Origin of the sequence: Enterococcus raffinosus, from assembly GCF_018917525.1 — a bacterium.
GTDB lineage: Bacteria > Bacillota > Bacilli > Lactobacillales > Enterococcaceae > Enterococcus_A > Enterococcus_A raffinosus_A.
Genome location: NZ_JAHLOS010000032.1, coordinates 21,755 through 40,148, shown reverse-complemented (window position 1 = coordinate 40,148; position 18,394 = coordinate 21,755). Strand labels below are relative to the sequence as shown.

Here is an 18,394-nt window from a genome sequence, read left to right as displayed (position 1 = left end):
AATAATTGCTATTCTGTGTTAACGCTTGTCTGTTCGTTTTGTCAAGAAATCACCAAGACCTTGAACGATAAATACGATAATCAAAATAATTACTGTCGCTACCAGTGTGACTGTGTAATTCCCACGTTGATAGCCTTCTTGCCAGGCCAATGCTCCAAGTCCACCTGCACCAATTGCACCCGCCATCGCGGTAAAACCGATCATCGAAACCGAAGTAACTGTTAATCCAGAGATCAACGCTGGTAAGCTTTCTGGAATTAAAACCTTATAGATTGTTTGGAAATAACTAGCTCCCATCGAATCTGCCGCCTCTAACACACCGGAATCAACTTCACGAAAAGCAATTTCAACTAAACGTGCATAGAACGGTGCCGCTGATAAAACCAATGCTGGAATGGCAGCTTTCGCACCCAACATCGTGCCGACTAACGCTTTAGTAAATGGAATAATCAAAACCATCAAAATCATAAACGGCGTTGATCGGAAAATGTTACTAAGAATTGAAACCAGTCCATATAAGATACTGCGAGCAGCGGAGCGTTTCCGACCTAATGAGTAAAGCATCAGTCCTAGCAATAACCCTAAGACAAACACGATCAACATAGAAACGATCGTCATAAACAAGGTGTCATTGATGGCTTCCTTTAGCGTATCCCATGATACCTGCCGAAAGTTTAAATACGTCTCTGAAAAACTCTTATCCACGATGCAGCACCTCCACTTCCACTTGTTGATTTTCAATAAAGGCGATCGCTTCTTCAACCTTATCCGCATCGCCAGTCAATTGAACCGTCAATGTGCCGAAGGAATTTCCCGTTGCTCGTTCGATATTGCCATAAACGATGCTGATATTCACTGGAAAATTACGAATTACTTGTGATACGACTGGTTCATTGGCATTATCCTCTAAAAAGTGCAATGTCGCTAATGTTCCGTTGGGATTTTCTTTAATAAATTCCTTCAACAATTCAGATGGATCGGCTTTTGGCTCAAGATCCTGTTGAACGAAAATCTTGGTCACTTCCTGTTGTGGATGGCGGAAGACTTCACGAACAGAACCTTCTTCTACGATTTTTCCTAACTCCATCACAGCGACCTTATTACAAATTTTGCGAATTACGTTCATCTCATGAGTGATCAACACAATCGTCAAACCCAATTTTTTATTGATATTGGCTAGTAAATCTAAAACCTCTTCCGTTGTTTGCGGGTCCAGCGCACTAGTCGCTTCATCACAGAGTAGGATATCTGGGTCATTCGCTAACGCTCGTGCGATCCCGACCCGTTGTTTTTGTCCGCCTGATAGTTGAGAAGGATAAGCATCTCCTCTGCCATCAAGACCGACTAGACTTAGCAGTTCTTCTGCTTTTTTGCGACGTTGGTCTTTTGCCACGCCTGCCAATTCTAAAGGTAATTGAATATTCTCAATGACTGTCCGTGACCATAATAGATTGAAATGCTGGAAAATCATCCCAACTTTTTTTCGAAACGTTCTTAATGCTGCTCCTTGCAGCTTGGCAACATCTTCACCATTCACTAACACTTGTCCGTTAGTAGGTGTTTCTAGTCCATTCAACAAACGAACCAACGTACTCTTCCCCGCGCCTGAATAACCAACGATGCCATAAACATCCTTTTCTTCGATCGCTAAATTGATTCTATTGACTGCGTGGATTGGGCCAGTCTTGCCGGCAAAACTTTTCCCCACTTGATTTAACTCAATCAATGCCATGTTTCTTACACCCTTTCCCAATAACTGATTAGCTTTTAGCTAGTTCAGATATATAACTATTTTTCATTTCGCTTGTCATTGCACTAATCTGCGAAAATTTTGATGAAGCAGTTTGACAGCTACCTCGTTGTAATGAATTTATTTTTCCAAAAACGGGAGAAATAATTCTATTCTCATTACGCATATCGTCCAACTAAAGCACGCGTATCCTTATAAAGCTTCAAAATTTCATTTTGTCAGTCCAACTATGAGCTGCTGCGAGAAGTTGGACTGACAGCTATCTCGGAAGAATAGTAATCATTTTTCGAAAAACACGAAAAATGAATCTGATTCTCGCCTCGCATACGATTCCACTAAAGTGCTCGACACTTTCGACAGCTTAAATCGTTATCAAGCTGATACGAATAATAGATACTGCGAAAAGTGTAACTCGCAAAAAAAGCTTCCGCCCTAAAAATGTACGAATGTACACTTAGGACGAAAGCTTTGACTTCCGTGTTACCACCTAAAATTCGTTCTGACCTTGCGATCACAACCTCTGCCAGTACTTGCTTCACGCGTATACTGAGGTGCTGTAACGGGCACTCCCGTGATAGACTTAGCACCCGCTTCGTCCATCCTGCTCAAAGACCATTTTCCATCTCATTGCCATAACTCCTTTTCAGCATACCGGAGCTCTCTTTGTACTTTAATCAGATGTACTTTTCTTTTCATCGCTTTCTCATGTGTATGAAAGGATTATATCAGGCTGATTTTCTCCTGTCAAACATCAAATGAAAATTTCTTTATAGGTTTTCAAACTCGTCAACATCGACTTCTCGTAAAGACAAGATCCATGCATCCAATTCTTCTTTCACATTCAACGCAGCAGGATCAGCTAGTACCTTCTCACTAACCGATGAAACCACGCCTGTTAATGGACTTTTGAATTCTTGGACTGCCTTTTCTGCTTCAATTTCTAGTAATGGTTCGCCAGCTTTGACCGCTTGTCCAATTTTTGGCAACGAGATGAAGGTCACATCACCAAGGGTATCCGCCATTTCAGCAGTTAGCCCCATACAAAAATCTTTATCATTGTGTAAGATCCATAGACCTTCATTTTTTTTCAAGTAACTCATTTATTTAGAACGTCCCTTCGTAAGTTGTTTCTTTAAATCCGTTTAATAAAAATTGATCATTTTTGATCAGTAATGGGCGCTTCACTAGCATCCCGTCACTTGCTAATAATTCACTGGCTTCTTGTATCGATAAATCCGCCATTTTGTCCTTCAAGCCTAATTCACGATATTTCATACCGCTAGTATTAAAGAATCTGCGGACTGGCAATTCACTAGTAGTCAGCCACTTTTCAAAATTCTCCGCTGAAGGTGTCTCTTGAACCAAATCAATTGTTTCAAACTCTACACCTGATTGTTCTAACCAAGCTTTAGCTTTGCGGCAAGTTGAACATTTTGGGTACCAATAAAATTTAAGCACTGCGTGTCCTCCTGATAGGTTGTTTGTCTGCACTTTGATAACGCATCGATAGAATCAAACCGATTCCAATCATATTTCCCAGAATCGATGATCCGCCTTGACTAATAAATGGCAACGGAATCCCCGTTAATGGTAACAAACCGATATTTGCGCCGATATTTTCAAAAACATGGAACAGCATCATCATAACGATTCCCGATGCAATATAGGCATAGAACTCATTATTCATGTCAAAGCATAACCGAATCATACGATAAATCAAAATAAAATAAATCAAAATTACAAAAGCACCGCCGATGAACCCAAAGTTTTCACCAATGACTGTAAAGATCATATCCGATTCCCGTACCGGTACATAGACATTGCTGACATTATAGCCTGTCCCGAAAACTCCGCCAGAACCAATCGCCATTAAAGCTCGGGCTAATTGATAGCTTTTACCTTGAGGGTCATGAAATGGTTCCAACCAAGAATCAATCCGTGCGAACTGGTAATTTTTGAATCCGATGTGCGTTAAAATTTCTCTCCCCGCATCTGTTGTTACTAAAAATATCAAAGTCCCGCCCACAATAATTGCTAAGATAATTGTTGGAACTAGGATTAACCATGAGATTCCCGACATCAAAAACATTCCTGCAAATATGGCTAAAAAGACAAGCATTGTCCCAAAATCCTTCTGGGCTAAAATCAAACCTAAAACTGGAAGAGTCACTAATAACATTTTAGAAATAAGAAGCGCATCCGTCTTAAGAGAACGAACTTTATTTGCGACATTATGTTTAGTGATAATCAAGGCCATCATTAAAATATAAGCAATCTTCATAAGTTCCGAAGGTTGGAAGGTCAGTGTCCCAAACTTGAACCAGTTTTTTGACCCTGTCGAATCGAATAGAGCTGTATCGTAATACTTCAACAAAGCAAGCATGACTGCTAGACCTATTACATACAGGAACGGGGTTAAACGCCATAGGAGTTTTGCATCAAAATGAATGATAATTACAACCGCCAATGCTCCAACTACATACCAAATCCCTTGCATCGCAAGCCCACGAAAAATATTTGTATCCCTATTAGTATCATGAGCTAGAGCTACATAAAGTGACAACATCCCAATTAAACACAATATAAAAACAGGTAAAATAACGCCGTAATCAATTCGGCTGTCATTATTATTCTTTTTAAGTCTATCCATTGTTCATCTCTTTTCCCACAGTATACTTGCCTTATTATAGACGCTTCTTTGCTTAAAGAAAAGTCAGCATCGCTGACTTTGTAAAATCTTTATTCTTCTTGAAAATCATGTTGCAGAAAGTAGATCAATCCCCAAATTCCCAACTGCAACATACTAAACATTAAAACAAACTGCACTTTTTCAGAGCTCCAGTTGCCAACAAGTAATTTCGGCACGTTCATCGGTTGAACAAATAATTCGATCGAATGAACACGATCAAAGCGTCCAATGTAAACTGCGATACTAGAAAGAACTGACAGTACGGTGAAGCTCCCGATCTTCTTCATCAACTGCAATCTGATTACTGAAAATAGTTTGAACACCTGCGCCATGCCCAGAAAAACCATTATAAGAGCTGGCAATAATAATAAAAGATAGGACCACCAGCTATTACTGTCACTCAAAAAATGCCCGCCAGGCTGATAGACCTTCAAACTAGCCAAATGAAACATATCTGTCATTAAATATGGAACATTGGGGAAAAACAACAACGGCATAAAAAACCAGCGCCATTTACTTCTCAATTTTAGAAAGAGCTGTGCAAAAACAATTGGCAGCCATGCCAAAAAGACATTCAACGCCATAAAAGAAAAGGTTGTTTGGGTGAAATACATACATAAAATATATATCCATACGCCAAGATGGAATCCATAAACTTTTTCCATAACTCTCCTTCATTTATCTACTATTCTTAAAAAAACTATTCAACGTTGGCTATTGACTCATGACGAGATAGTAAAAAGCCGTCATCATCGAAGGATAAACCTTGATACGACGGCTTTTATAAGTAGTGCCAGCTGCAGGATTCGAACCTGTGACCTACGCGTTACGAGTGCGTTGCTCTACCAACTGAGCTAAGCTGGCGATTAGTACAAAAGAAATTATAAGAAACTTCTGCGAAAAAGTAAAGTAAGATTCTTCTCAAAAAGCGATTACATGAAAAAAACTTGAAAATGTGCTAAAATTAAGTATGTGAAAAAAGGGGGCGTTTAAAAAATATGGCTACATTTGGCAAAATAGAGACGCACGTTGATCCTTCCGAAGTTGGAAAAGAATTTCCCGTTAAGACACACGTCATGTTCACTATCCGCGGCAAATCCCAAACTGGAGTCGTCGCTAAACAATTGAAAAACGCAGCTGTCGTTGAAATCGATGAAAAGCAAGACAATGAAGAGCTAATCAGTCATTCCAATGGCGTTGTCGTCATCAATTATAAACAAATGAAGAAGATTTAGAGGCTTTATGAGTTTGCTAAGCACAAGGCAAATACACAGAACCAGTCTTCTTAAGCATAAAAGGTATGCCAAGTCATTTGGCCTACCTTTTTTTGCGTAAAAAAACGTGATCGAGTATTCGACCACGTTCACTTTTATTTTGTTCCGAATAAACGGTCGCCTGCATCGCCTAAACCTGGAACGATGTAGCCTTGTTCGTTTAATTGTTCATCTAACGCCGCTGTATAAATATCAACGTCTGGATGAGCATCTTGTAATGCTTTTACGCCTTCAGGTGCAGCAACTAAACAAACAAATTTCATGTTTGACGCACCACGTTTTTTCAATGAGTCGATCGCCATGATCGCCGAACCACCAGTAGCTAACATAGGGTCAACGATGAATAGTTGACGACTGTCGATATCTTCCGGCATTTTGAAGAAATATTCATGTGGTTCCAATGTTTCTTCATCACGGAACATACCGATATGTCCGACTTTTGCTGCCGGGATCAATTCTAGGATGCCATCTACCATACCAATACCTGCACGCAAGATTGGTACGATCGCAACTTTTTTACCTGATAACGTTTTTTGTGTAGATAACGTGATCGGTGTTTCGATCTCGATATCCTCCAATGGCATATCTCGTGAAACTTCATAGGCCATCAACATCGCGATTTCATTGACTACTTCACGAAACACCTTCGTTCCACAGTTTTTATCACGAATGATCGTTAATTTGTGTTGGATCAGTGGATGATCAATTACTTGAAACTTACCCATAATAAATTGCTCCTTACTCATTTTAAAGTATTCATTTTTCTTGTAGAAAAACGAGGCAGAATGTTATTCCGCAGGTCATTGCTGTAGCCTTGAGAAACAGACATCATTATTCTGCATTTCTCCTAATTATAAGACAACTAGTGTCAGAAAACTAGTCTAATGTGACTGAATTGGATGAGATTCTGTTAATTCTAATACTGCTTTGCGAATCTCCGCCAGTTTCGTTTCATCGCCTTTAGAACGCAAGGTTTCAATCATTAATTCCGCCACTTGTTTTGCATCTTCCTCTACAAATCCACGACTCGTAATTGCCGGTGTCCCGATCCGGACGCCGCTCGTTTCTTTGAAGCTTTTTGATTCAAAAGGAATAGAGTTTTTATTAACGGTAATATGCACGCTGTCTAACAATTCTTCTGCTTCGCGTCCAGTGATATCAAAGCCTGTCACTTCGATTAAAAGTAAATGATTATCCGTAGCGCCAGAAATCACACGTGTCTCTGGTGCTTGATTAAAGATCTTGACCATTGCCTGCGCATTTTTTAAAACCTGCTCACTATAATCTTTGAAATCCGGAGCTAAAGCTTCCTTAAAAGCTACAGCCTTGGCTGCAATTACATGCTCTAATGGTCCGCCCTGCAGTCCAGGGAAAACTGCACTATTAATTTTTTTAGCTAAATCTGCATCATTGGTCAGGATTAAACCTCCGCGTGGTCCACGCAAGGTTTTATGTGTTGTTGAAGTCACAATATCTGCATAAGGTACTGGGTTAGGATGTAAGCCAGTTGCTACTAGTCCCGCGATATGGGCCATATCTACCATCAATTTTGCATCTACCTCATCGGCAATTTCACGGAAACGGGCAAAATCAATCGTCCGGCTATAAGCGCTCGCTCCTGCTACAATTAGTTTAGGCTGATGTTTCCGTGCCAAAATACGAACGACTTCATAGTCGATCGTTTCTGTGTGAGGGTCCACGCCATAGCTAACAAAGTTATACAGCTTTCCACTGACATTCACTGGTGAGCCATGAGTTAAATGGCCGCCCGCAGATAAATCCATTCCTAAAACGGTATCGCCAGGCTGGATCAATGAAAAATAAGCTGCTTGATTGGCTTGTGAACCAGAGTGCGCCTGAACATTCGCAAATTTCGCATCAAATAATTCTTTCGCGCGATCTATTGCTAAATTCTCTACAACATCGACAAATTCACAACCGCCATAATAGCGTCGACCAGGGTATCCTTCTGCATATTTATTTGTCAGAACACTCCCTTGTGCCAATCTTACAGCTTCTGACACGATGTTTTCTGAGGCGATCAATTCGATATTCTGTTCTTGACGCTCCGCCTCGTTTTCAATTGCTCCCCATAGTTCGGGATCTAGTGCTTTGTAATCCATCCCAACGCCACCTTTCAATTTTCTGATTTAAGTATACGAAAGATTCAACAGATAATCGAATCTTTTGTTTACTTTTCTGTAAAATATTTTTGTGCTGCCGCTTTCTTCAAGCGATTCATATACGCCAAGCCTAGATGATCCTCTGGAAAGACTTCTGCAAAGATTACGTCGCTTTGTTTTGCTTCATCCAATGCTCTCAACCCGCTGAATAATCCGCGAGTTGCCGCCTCGATTGAATCCTCTTCAAAAACAAAGCGATCTGCTGAAGGATAGCTATCAGCAATTTTAGGCGTCGCTAGTAAACCGACTGTTTTCCCGTTTGTATTGGCCCAAGCGATGGCTTTTTCCCAATCACCCGGTTTAATCATTAAAACTGGCACATCAGGCGAGTAATGTTTATATTTCATCCCAGGCGCTTTCGGCGTTTCACTCTCTTTGACTAAATGTTTGTCTAAAGGAACTTCAATCCCCAAAACTTCTTCCAGTTTTTCTTTTGTCACTGCGCCCGGACGTAAAATCGTCGGTACTTCACCACTCAGATCTAGGACAGTCGACTCTACCCCGATTTGTGTTGCCCCATCATCTAAAATCCCAGCAATTTTGCCTTTCAGGTCATGAAAAACATGTAACGCTGTTGTTGGACTCGGCTTGCCAGATGTATTCGCACTGGGCCCAACTAAGGGCGCACCTGTTTTTTCAATCAAAGATAATGTTTTTTTATTATCTGGCATCCGAAAGGCAGCTGTGGATAAACCACCGGTCACAATCGGACTTAAACTCCCCTTTTTGATCGAAAAAATCAAAGTCAGCGGTCCTGGCCAAAAATTTTGAACGATTTTTTCAGTTAAAGGATGGTAGCTTTCCACAAATTCTTGAGTCATCAAAAAATCAGCTACATGGACGATCAACGGGTTGTCACTAGGACGTCCTTTAACCGCAAAGACTTGCTTGACAGCCTCCGGTAAAAGCGCGTTAGCTCCCAATCCGTAGACAGTCTCCGTAGGAAAAGCCACCAACTCTCCTTGGCGCAATAACGCCGCCGCTTGATTTATTTGATCCGTTTGAAAAATTTTCGTTTCCACAGCTTCTCCACAGCTCCTTTACTCTAGTTTTCCTCATTTATACACTTTCTTTCGCAACTTATCCTCACATTGTGGATAACGCGATTGTCAAGTGTGTATAACCATGTTGATAACTTTTTGTGCTTTTGAACACTGCTGTATCAGTGTTCTTTTATTATTTTTTTCGCTAAAAATAATTTTTAGCGAATGACAACCATCCGATCATGTCCCGACATATCCTGATGGATACGTATGTTCTTTTGCGGAAAGGCCGCTTGAAAAATTTCTTGAACCGCTCGCCCCTGTTGAAAGCCAATTTCCAAGAAAATCATGCCCGTTGGCTGTAGAAGCTCACGACTTTCTGACGCAATTTTTTGATAGATCGCTAATCCGTCATTTTCCGCAAAAAGCGCCAGCTTAGGTTCGTAAGTTAGAACACTTTCATCCATTAAATCCCATTCACTTTGACTGATATAAGGAGGATTACTGATGATGATATCTTGCTTTTCAGTAATTGCGGACAACACATCGCTTTGCTGGAAATTAATTTGTACCTGTAATTTTGCCGCATTTTCTTCCGCGACACGCAGGGCTGCCTCCGAAATATCCAAAGCAGTTATATCCCATGCTGGACAAGCTAGCTTCAAGCTAATCGCGATGGCTCCAGTTCCTGTACCAATGTCAACAACTTTTCTTGCCGTCTTTTCATTCATGGACAAGCATAGCGCGACTAATTCTTCGGTCTCTGGTCGCGGAATCAAGGTATCTGTAGTGACCTTGAAGCGATGTTCAAAGAAATATTCATACCCCAACAAATATTGTGGTGGAATATTTTCCATTAAGCTTTCGATGTCTTTAGCAATCAACGCTTCATCCGCTGGTAAGATTTCCTCCCGCATATGCAAGAGCCATTGGGTTTTATCCCAATTTTTACGAGCTAGAAAAAGATATTCGATCGCATAACCTTCTTTTCCATGAGCCTCTAAAAAAGAAGAAGCCCCAGACAGGACTTCTACGTAAGTTTTAGCCATTTTGCATCTCTTCCAATTTCTGCGTTTGATCATACATAATCAAGGCATCAATAATCTCGTCTAGCTTACCTGCTAGAATTTGATCTAGTTTTTGGATCGTTAAGCCAATCCGGTGATCCGTCACCCGATTTTGTGGGAAGTTATACGTACGAATACGTTCTGAACGATCCCCTGTTCCGACAGCCGATTTACGACTCGCATCATATTCGCTCTGTGCTTCTTGCTGGATTTTATCATACACACGTGCGCGTAAAATCTTCATCGCTTTTTCACGGTTTTTGATTTGAGAACGCTCGTCCTGCATCGCAACAGCGATCCCTGTTGGTAAATGAGTCAAACGAACCGCAGATGCCGTCTTATTGACGTGCTGACCGCCGGCACCAGATGCGTGATAAATATCTGTCCGAATATCTTTGTCTGCGATATCAATCTCAACTTCTTCAGCCTCTGGCATCACCACAACCGTCGCAGTCGAGGTATGGATACGACCTTGAGATTCTGTTGATGGTACACGTTGAACACGGTGTGCACCGCTTTCGTATTTTAGCTTCGAGTAAACATTGTCACCCGTAATCATCATGATGACTTCTTTATATCCGCCGATACCAGTTACATTGGCTTCCATGACTTCTGTCTTCCAGCCTTGGTTTTCTGCGTATTTTTGGTACATATTGAAAAGATCGCCAGCAAATAGTGCCGCTTCATCTCCACCAGCAGCCCCGCGAATTTCCATGATGATATTTTTATCATCATTTGGGTCTTTTGGTAACAGAAGAATCTTGATCTCCTCTTCTAAAACTTCTTTTTCCTTCTTTAAATCTGACAGCTCTTCTTTTGCCATTTCTGCCATATCGGCATCTAGATTCTCACCTAATAATTCTTCTGTATCACTAATACCCTCTACCACTTTTTTATAGCGACGATAAGTGGCTACCGTGTCGCGAGTATTGGCTTCTTCTTTTGACAGCTGCATGAAGCGCTGCGTATCACTAATGACTTCTGGGTCGCTTAATAATTCGCCAAGCTCTTCATAACGATCTTCGATGGCTTGCAGTTGATCGTACATGGATTAAATTCCTCCTAATTTCTATAAAAGTTTTTCTAATTTCTTCATCTATGTCCAATAAATAGTTATTCCGGACTGGTAATTTCTGGGTGCAAATAATGCTTACGACAAACAGGATAATAGGCTTCATTACCGCCGATTTGTACTTGATCGCCTTCATAGACTGGATGACCATCAATATAATGCAGATTCATGGTTGCTTTTTTATGACAGAACCAGCAAATTGTTTTTAACTCTTCCAACTTATCCGCATACAGCAGTAAATATTTTGAGCCCTCAAACATTTCATTACGAAAATCATTTTTCAACCCAAAGGCCATGACTGGAATATCTAAGTCGTCTACGACTTGTGCTAATTGAATGACATGCTCTCTTGATAAAAATTGAGACTCATCAATCAATACACAGTAAGGCTTGTAGTCAAGCTCCTTGATGAATTCAAAAATATTAGTCTCTGCAAAAATTGGTACAGCAGGTCGGCTCAAGCCGATCCGACTGGAGATGGTTCCCACACCTTCGCGGGTATCTAATCCGCTAGTCATCAATACTACCGGTTTGTTTTGTTCCTCATAATTATGAGCGACTTTCAATATTTCAATCGTTTTGCCGCTGTTCATTGCACCGTATTTAAAAAAAAGCTGGGCCATTTCTTGTCACCTTTCCCTTTTGTTCCTATCGTATTATAGCGGAAAAGCCAGATTATTTACAGTAATAATTTTCATTAATACCTCATCTTAGAAGATTCAATAATTAATTTCAACAAAATCACAGGCTATCTTTTTAAGAATATAAGGGCTCAGTGCTATACTTTTCGTTGGTAATTATTTTTATTAATATAAAACTAGGAGGCATTTTCATGCAACAATCTGGTAAAAAGAAGCAGCGGAGTTTCCCTTCTGCGTACACAGTTATCATTATTGTACTGATCTTGGTTCAAGCACTAACATTTTTTATTCCCTCTGGTAAGTATAGTACACTGACCTACGACAGCGGAAAAGATCAATTCGCGATTACGGATGCTCATGATAAGACGGTCATGGAGCCAGCAACGCAGAAAACATTGGACAAATATGATATTCACATCAAGGTTGGCAAGTTCCGCGATGGCACGATTTATCGTCCTGCTGCTATCCCAAATTCCTATGAAGGAATCAAAAAGCCTGCGCGTGGAGTGATTGGAACCATTACTCAATTTTTGAAAGCTCAGGTTCAAGGAATAACTGAAAGCGTCGATATCATGATCTTTATTTTGATTTTAGGTGGTGTTATTGGAATCGTTAATGCCACTGGGGCTATGGACGCCGGCATGATGCGCCTTTCTGAAAAGTTAAAAGGAAAACAAAAATGGTTGATCGTAATCGTGACTACTTTGATTGCCATTGGCGGGACTACTTTTGGTTTAGCAGAGGAAACCATTGCCTTTTACCCGATTTTAATCCCGATTTTCTTATTGGCAGGCTATGATACGCTCACGGCAGTCGCCACGATCTATTTGGGAACCGCAATAGGAACGATGAGCTCAACGATCAATCCCTTCTCCACGGTGATTGCCTCAAATGCTGCAGGGATTAGTTTTACGGACGGTATGCCTTTACGTATCTTGATGTGGATCACCGCAGTTGGTATCTCAATCCTTTATACGATTCGTTACGCAGAAAAAGTTCGTCTGAATCCCGCTGCCTCGCTTGTTGCCGATCAGGCCGAAAGTGATCGTGAACGCTTCTTAGGCGGACAAGTCCGCGACAAAAATACGGACTTTACTAAGCGGCAAAAGTTTTCATTGATCGTTTTTGCTTTAGGCTTTGTTGTAATGATTTATGGCGTGCAGCAACTAGGCTGGTACTTTACCGAGATCGCAGTGGTCTTCTTAGCAGTTACTTATATACTAGCCTTCGTCTCAGGGTTAGGAGAAAAGAAATTCATCGACAGCTTCGTTACTGGCGCTGCGGATCTATTAGGGGTTGCATTGATTGTCGGGTTAGCTCGTTCGGTCGGTATCGTGATGGAAAACAGCTTTATCAGTGATACGATCATGAACTTCTTCAGCAATGCTATTAGTGGGATGAACAATGTCATTTTCATTTGGTTTATGTTCTTAGTCTATGTCATTTTAGGTTTCTTTATTCAATCCTCCTCTGGTTTGGCGGTATTATCAATGCCGATTATGGCACCTCTAGCCGATGTTGTCGGGATCGACCGTGCATTGATTATCGATGCCTATAACTGGGGACAGGGCTTGATCGGATTGATCGCCCCAACAGGATTGATTTTAGTTTCCTTGTCTGTGGTGAACATCGGCTTTGATAAATGGATAAAATTTGTCACGAAATTATTAATCACCATCATTATATTGATCCTCGCCTTCTTAGCGATTGGCGTATTGATCTCATAATGAAAGGCCCGAATCTTAAATTGATTCGGGCTTTATTGTCTCTAGATACTTTTGACGCCATTTCTTATCAACTTGACGTGTGCCTAGTTTAAAAAAGATTTCCTCTGTCGCTGCTTCATTCGCAGTCTGGTAATACCATTTTTTCCAGCGTAAAAAATCAAGTTGAGCCTGTAATTCATGGATTTTTTTCTCTAAGGCTGCTTCTTGCTCCACCATAAAAGCGTAGCGCTGCGGCAAGGTTTTATCACCTTCTACACACCAATCCATAAATTTCGCAATTTCCTTAACAGGAATTCCAGAGCGCTTCAAACAATCAATTACTTCGATATAACCAAGATCATCCTCAGTAAATACTCTGCGACCTGCTTGATTCTTTTTAACAAACGGTAATAGGCCCGCTTTGTCATAATATCTCAGAGTGTCTTGGGAGATGCCATACATCTTTGAAATATCACCAATCAAAAAAGTTTTCATTTTTTTCAACTTCCTTCTTGACCTGGAGTTAACTCCAAGTAGTAAAGTCAGTGTATCATAGTTTTGAAAGAAGGCAATTTATATGGAAAAATCTTTAGTTGTAATTACAGGCGCAAGTTCCGGATTTGGTGCAGAGATCGCCAAACTTTTTAACCAAGCTGGCAATCCGTTGCTGTTACTGGGGCGTCGCGTAGAAAAAATCGAAACACTGCCATTGAACTTTGAGAATATCATGATTGAAAAAGTTGACGTGACTGATCAAAAGGCGTTTGAAGCCAGCATTAAAAAAGCAGAAGCTGTCTACGGTCCAGTAGATTTATTAGTCAATAATGCAGGTGTGATGTTACTTGGAAATGTCTTGAACCAAGATCCGACAGAATGGCAAACCATGCTGAATACTAACGTAATGGGTGTACTAAACGGAATGCAGATTGTATTGCCTAGTATGACCGAACGTAGACATGGAACAATCATCAATATGTCATCTCTTGCCGGTAAGAAAACCTTTACCAACCATGCTGCGTATGTCGCATCAAAATTTGGTGTCCACGGTCTAAGTGAAACAATTCGTGAAGAAGTTTCCGGCTCAAATGTCCGCGTTTCTTTAGTCGCTCCTGGCGCTGCTGAAACAGAATTGCTTACACATGTGACAGACCAAGGAGCATTAACAGATTACCAAGCCTGGAAAGAAAGCATGGGTGGCATCACACTTGATCCAGTTCATGTCGCTGAGACAGTTAAATTTATCTATGACATGCCGCAAGAAGTCAACATCCGTGAAATCGACATTGCAGCAACTGCGCAAGACAACTAATCAAACACAACATTTATCTCCTCTACTCCTACCAAAACGGTGGGAGTTTTTTTCATGGAAGCATGCTATACTAACTCTATTGTAAAAAAATTCCCACAGATGATTGAAGGAGTCTTCTATGAATTTTGATCGCCGAGTAAATTTTCTCAAAAAAAGCTGGCAAAAGCTTAATAATCGATTTTCTTCGATTCAAATCATCGTCTTCTACTATTTAGCGATGACCATTCTTTCTTTGATCTTGTTTCATTTACCAGTTTTCCGTGAGCCAGGTTCACACGTGCCTTTTCTTGATATGGTATTTATGGCTATTTCGACCATTTCAGTGACTGGTTTAACCACCTTTGATATCAATTCAGTCTTCAATGATACCGGTGTTTTAATGTTGGAAGTGTTGTTCCATATTGGTGGATTAGGGATCATGATGATCACTACCTTCTTTTTTATCGTATCAAAGCGTCGAATTACGTTGAAACAACGTCAACTAATCATGACAGACATGAATCAGCCGCGTCTAAGCGGGATTGTCAACTTGATTCGAATTACATTTACGATGTTGTTAGCAATAGAAGTTCTTTTTGGTACGATTTTTTCGGTTTATTTTTATCTGGCAGGCTATTATCAAAAACTGTCAGAAGCGATCTTTTTTGGCTTCTATCAGGCTATCTCGGCTGTGACGAACTCGGGCTTTGATGTGACTGGTGAATCGATTATTCCTTTTTCTCATGATTACTTTTTCATTATCACGATCATGGTGTTGATTTTTATCGGCGGGATCGGATTCCCCGTTTTAATGGATTTTCATGGCTGGATTTATCATAAACGATCCAAATCTCGGATTCCGTTTCGGTTTAGTCTCTTTTCTAAAATTGCGCTGCTCGCTTTTTTTGTTCTCTTTATTGGTGGTACAGTAGCTATCTGGCTATTAGAGAAAGATCACAATTTCGCTAATATGAACCTATTTGACCAATGGTTGAACTCGTCCTTCTATTCCATGACAACGCGCAATGCCGGCCTGCAGATTCATGACCTGAACTTGTTCCAAAATACGACCTTAATCATCTTTTCCTTATTGATGTTTATCGGCTGTTCTCCTAGTTCAGTGGGCGGCGGGATTCGAACCACAACGATCGCGATTATCGGACTATATCTGTACTCATTCTTAAAAAATGAGAACGACATCAATATTTTTGGACGAAAAATCGCTCAAGAAGATGTACGAAAATCTGTGGTAGTGTTCATGCTATCTGCTGGAATGTGTCTATTCAGTATTCTCTTTTTAACGGCAACGGAGGACCATTCCTTGATTTCGATCATCGTTGAAGTTACCTCTGCTTTTGGAACGACTGGACTTTCTTTAGGAATCACTGATGACCTTTCAAGTACCGGAAAAATCATGATCGCTGTTTTGATGTTTATCGGGCGCATCGGCATGCTTTATACCCTGATGCTCTTTGTTCCAAAAGAAACACAGGACTTAGGCTATGAATTTCCAGAAGAAAAGATTATTATTGGCTAGGAGCAAAACTTTGCCCTAGCTTTTTTTCTATAGAAAATTTAAGAATAGGAAAAGCTATTTAAACTTTTTTTTTAAATATGATAAGATGAATTAAATTTGTTACAGACATGGAGGATGTGTAATGGGGTTACGAAGTCAACTGGCGATCTCTGCCGGCAAGACCGCCCAATGGGTATTAAAAACGTTCTTTAAAGGTGGATCCAGTTATCCTGGTCAGCTCGCTTTAAAGATGGATCCGAAGATTTTAGATACATTGGTAAAAGATTATAAAGTGGTTGTAGTGACGGGGACCAACGGAAAAACCTTGACTACCGCCTTGACCGTTAATATTTTGAAACAAGAATTTGATTACGTATTAACGAATCCAACAGGTGCCAACATGGTCCAGGGAATCGTATCAACTTTTTTAAACGCCAAAGGAAAAAAAGGCGGCAAAAAAATTGCAGTTCTTGAAATCGATGAGGCCAGCTTAAGCAAAGTTACCGAGTACATCAAACCAGAGCTATTTCTATTTACCAATATCTTCCGCGACCAGATGGACCGTTACGGTGAAATCTATACGACCTACAAATTGATCGTGGACGGCGCAGCTAAATCCCCAAGTGCACCGATCTTGTGTAATGGCGACTCACCGATCTTCAATTCACTGGAAACAGCCAACCCAAGAAAATATTACGGTTTCGATCATTTACCAGATGAAGATCAGGATGCACATTATAATACTGACGGCTTGCTTTGTCCTAAATGTCAGCACATTTTGAAATACAAAATGATCACGTATGCCAATTTAGGTAAATACTATTGTCCTAACTGCGGCTTCCATCGCCCTGAGTTAGATTACAAATTAACTGAGATGAAAGCGATGGACAACAAATCTTCTGAATTTGTGATCGATGGACAAGATTATAAGATCGAAGTCGGCGGCATGTACAATGTATACAATGCCCTTGCTGCAACTGCTGTGGCGGAATACTATGGTGTTTCAAAAGAGAAAATTAAACGTGGCTTAGGCTACGATGAAAAAGTTTTTGGACGCCAGGAAGAATTTGAAATTGATGGCAAAAAATGCACGCTCGTTTTAGTAAAAAATCCAGTCGGCTTAAACCAAGTTATCGATATGATCGGTCTAGCACCTTATCCCTTCTCATTGGTTTCCTTATTGAATGCCAATTATGCAGATGGTATCGACATCAGTTGGATCTGGGATGGCAACCACGAAGCCTTCGCTGAGATGGAAATCCCGGCAGTGATCGCAGGCGGTGATCGTCACGAGGACATGGCTCTTCGTCTGAAAGTAGCAGGAATTTCTGAAGATAAACTAACAGAGACGGAAAGCTTGACGGATGTCATCGAAAAGATCAAACTATTGCCGACGGAGCATGTGTATATCCTAGCGACCTACACAGCCGTTTTACAGCTGCGCAAAGAACTAGCACAAAAGGGCTACATTGATGGAGGTATGGATCGTGGCTAAATACGAATTGAACTTAGCACATTTATACGGAAACTTATTAAACACATACGGTGACAACGGCAATCTCTTAACCCTAAATTACTATGCCAAACAAATGGGCATCGAGATTCATTCAGAGATCGTCAGCATTTATCAAGACTTTGATCCCGATAAATACGATTTTGTCTTTATCGGTGGCGGACAGGATTATGAACAAGTCATCGTATCAAAAGATATTCAAGATAAAAAAGAAGCATTGATCAAGTACATTGAAAACGACGGCGTCATCCTATCAATTTGCGGCGGTTATCAGTTACTAGGTCACTACTATATTGGTGCAAATGGTGAAAAAATCGATGGTATCGGTGCATTGGATCATTACACTCTAAGCCAAGACAACCATCGTTTCATTGGGGACATCGAGATCCACAACGAAGAATTTGGCGAAACCTATTATGGTTTTGAAAATCACAATGGCCGTACTTTCTTAGGTGAAGGCGAACGCCCACTAGGCACGATCGTTAAAGGCAATGGGAATAACGGAGAAGACCAAGGTGAAGGTGTCATCTACAAAAATGTTTATGGCTCGTACTTCCACGGTCCGATCTTAGCTCGCAACAAAACATTGGCTGTGCGTTTACTTCATACCGCTTTAAAAAATAAGTACGGGGAAGATGTTGATCTGCCAGAATTACCATAAAATAAAAATGCTCACCCAACTATTGTGGATGAGCATTTTTTTGTATATGAA

General features: G+C 40.6%; 19 protein-coding genes, 1 tRNA gene and 1 other annotated feature. Of the genes, 6 read left to right on the top strand and 14 right to left on the bottom strand.

The window, feature by feature from the left end:
• Positions 1-18: 18 nt before the first annotated feature.
• From KQI58_RS16835 to KQI58_RS16805, 7 genes are all read right to left on the bottom strand, one after another.
• Positions 19-705, bottom strand: coding sequence for a methionine ABC transporter permease (locus tag KQI58_RS16835; RefSeq protein ID WP_216410183.1), 687 nt, complete (start codon positions 703-705; stop codon positions 19-21).
• Positions 698-1,732, bottom strand: a complete 1,035-nt coding sequence (locus tag KQI58_RS16830; RefSeq protein WP_216410182.1) for a methionine ABC transporter ATP-binding protein — start codon at positions 1,730-1,732, stop codon at positions 698-700. The genes KQI58_RS16835 and KQI58_RS16830 overlap by 8 nt, the downstream gene beginning before the upstream one ends.
• Positions 1,733-2,202: 470 nt before the next feature.
• Positions 2,203-2,455: a binding site (T-box leader), on the bottom strand.
• Between the two features lie 62 nt (positions 2,456-2,517).
• A complete protein-coding gene (locus KQI58_RS16825; protein ID WP_176673325.1) occupies positions 2,518-2,850 on the bottom strand; it encodes a glycine cleavage system protein H in 333 nt (110 codons plus the stop codon).
• Positions 2,851-2,854: 4 nt separating this feature from the next.
• Positions 2,855-3,208, bottom strand: a complete 354-nt coding sequence (locus KQI58_RS16820; RefSeq protein WP_216410181.1) for an arsenate reductase family protein — start codon at positions 3,206-3,208, stop codon at positions 2,855-2,857.
• Entirely contained in the window at positions 3,201-4,400 is a 1,200-nt protein-coding gene (locus KQI58_RS16815; protein ID WP_216410180.1) for an FtsW/RodA/SpoVE family cell cycle protein, read from the bottom strand. The genes KQI58_RS16820 and KQI58_RS16815 overlap by 8 nt, the downstream gene beginning before the upstream one ends.
• A gap of 89 nt (positions 4,401-4,489) precedes the next feature.
• Positions 4,490-5,104 carry a DUF1361 domain-containing protein gene (locus KQI58_RS16810; protein WP_216410179.1) on the bottom strand — a complete coding sequence of 205 codons (615 nt, stop codon included), beginning with the start codon at positions 5,102-5,104 and terminating at the stop codon, positions 4,490-4,492.
• Positions 5,105-5,230: 126 nt separating this feature from the next.
• Positions 5,231-5,303: transfer RNA gene (locus KQI58_RS16805), tRNA-Thr, on the bottom strand.
• 134 nt (positions 5,304-5,437) lie between these two features.
• On the opposite strand from KQI58_RS16805, the gene KQI58_RS16800 reads away from it, so the two are divergent.
• On the top strand, positions 5,438-5,674 hold the full coding sequence (locus KQI58_RS16800; RefSeq protein ID WP_216410178.1) for a hypothetical protein: 237 nt from the start codon (positions 5,438-5,440) through the stop codon (positions 5,672-5,674).
• Between the two features lie 134 nt (positions 5,675-5,808).
• On the opposite strand, the gene upp is transcribed toward KQI58_RS16800, so the two are convergent.
• The 6 genes from upp to KQI58_RS16770 all read right to left on the bottom strand — a co-directional run bounded on the left by upp (position 5,809) and on the right by KQI58_RS16770 (position 11,641).
• A complete protein-coding gene (gene upp, locus KQI58_RS16795; RefSeq protein ID WP_216410177.1) occupies positions 5,809-6,438 on the bottom strand; it encodes a uracil phosphoribosyltransferase in 630 nt (209 codons plus the stop codon).
• Positions 6,439-6,594: 156 nt separating this feature from the next.
• On the bottom strand, positions 6,595-7,836 hold the full coding sequence (gene glyA / locus KQI58_RS16790; RefSeq protein ID WP_216410176.1) for a serine hydroxymethyltransferase: 1,242 nt from the start codon (positions 7,834-7,836) through the stop codon (positions 6,595-6,597).
• Positions 7,837-7,904: 68 nt separating this feature from the next.
• Positions 7,905-8,918 carry an L-threonylcarbamoyladenylate synthase gene (locus KQI58_RS16785; protein ID WP_216410175.1) on the bottom strand — a complete coding sequence of 338 codons (1,014 nt, stop codon included), beginning with the start codon at positions 8,916-8,918 and terminating at the stop codon, positions 7,905-7,907.
• A 179-nt stretch (positions 8,919-9,097) separates the two neighbouring features.
• Positions 9,098-9,928, bottom strand: coding sequence for a peptide chain release factor N(5)-glutamine methyltransferase (gene prmC, locus KQI58_RS16780; RefSeq protein WP_216410174.1), 831 nt, complete (start codon positions 9,926-9,928; stop codon positions 9,098-9,100).
• Entirely contained in the window at positions 9,921-10,994 is a 1,074-nt protein-coding gene (prfA, locus tag KQI58_RS16775) for a peptide chain release factor 1 (RefSeq protein WP_216410173.1), read from the bottom strand. The genes prmC and prfA overlap by 8 nt, the downstream gene beginning before the upstream one ends.
• 65 nt (positions 10,995-11,059) lie before the next feature.
• On the bottom strand, positions 11,060-11,641 hold the full coding sequence (locus tag KQI58_RS16770; RefSeq protein ID WP_216410172.1) for a thymidine kinase: 582 nt from the start codon (positions 11,639-11,641) through the stop codon (positions 11,060-11,062).
• Positions 11,642-11,850: 209 nt separating this feature from the next.
• Here KQI58_RS16770 and KQI58_RS16765 point away from each other — a divergent pair, with 209 nt between their 5' ends.
• Entirely contained in the window at positions 11,851-13,386 is a 1,536-nt protein-coding gene (locus KQI58_RS16765) for a YfcC family protein (RefSeq protein WP_216410171.1), read from the top strand.
• 15 nt (positions 13,387-13,401) lie between these two features.
• Here the strand turns inward: KQI58_RS16765 and KQI58_RS16760 are convergent, their stop codons facing one another.
• Entirely contained in the window at positions 13,402-13,860 is a 459-nt protein-coding gene (locus KQI58_RS16760) for a MerR family transcriptional regulator (protein WP_216410170.1), read from the bottom strand.
• A gap of 82 nt (positions 13,861-13,942) precedes the next feature.
• Between KQI58_RS16760 and KQI58_RS16755 the strand changes: the two genes are divergently transcribed.
• From KQI58_RS16755 to KQI58_RS16740, 4 genes are all read left to right on the top strand, one after another.
• Positions 13,943-14,674, top strand: coding sequence for an SDR family oxidoreductase (locus tag KQI58_RS16755; RefSeq protein WP_216410169.1), 732 nt, complete (start codon positions 13,943-13,945; stop codon positions 14,672-14,674).
• A 118-nt stretch (positions 14,675-14,792) separates the two neighbouring features.
• Positions 14,793-16,190 carry a TrkH family potassium uptake protein gene (locus tag KQI58_RS16750; protein WP_216410168.1) on the top strand — a complete coding sequence of 466 codons (1,398 nt, stop codon included), beginning with the start codon at positions 14,793-14,795 and terminating at the stop codon, positions 16,188-16,190.
• Positions 16,191-16,311: 121 nt separating this feature from the next.
• Positions 16,312-17,664, top strand: a complete 1,353-nt coding sequence (locus KQI58_RS16745) for a Mur ligase family protein (protein WP_216410167.1) — start codon at positions 16,312-16,314, stop codon at positions 17,662-17,664.
• Positions 17,657-18,343 (top strand): type 1 glutamine amidotransferase, encoded by a 687-nt coding sequence (locus tag KQI58_RS16740; protein WP_216410166.1) that lies wholly within the window; start codon positions 17,657-17,659, stop codon positions 18,341-18,343. The genes KQI58_RS16745 and KQI58_RS16740 overlap by 8 nt, the downstream gene beginning before the upstream one ends.
• The last annotated feature ends 51 nt before the right edge of the window (positions 18,344-18,394 follow it).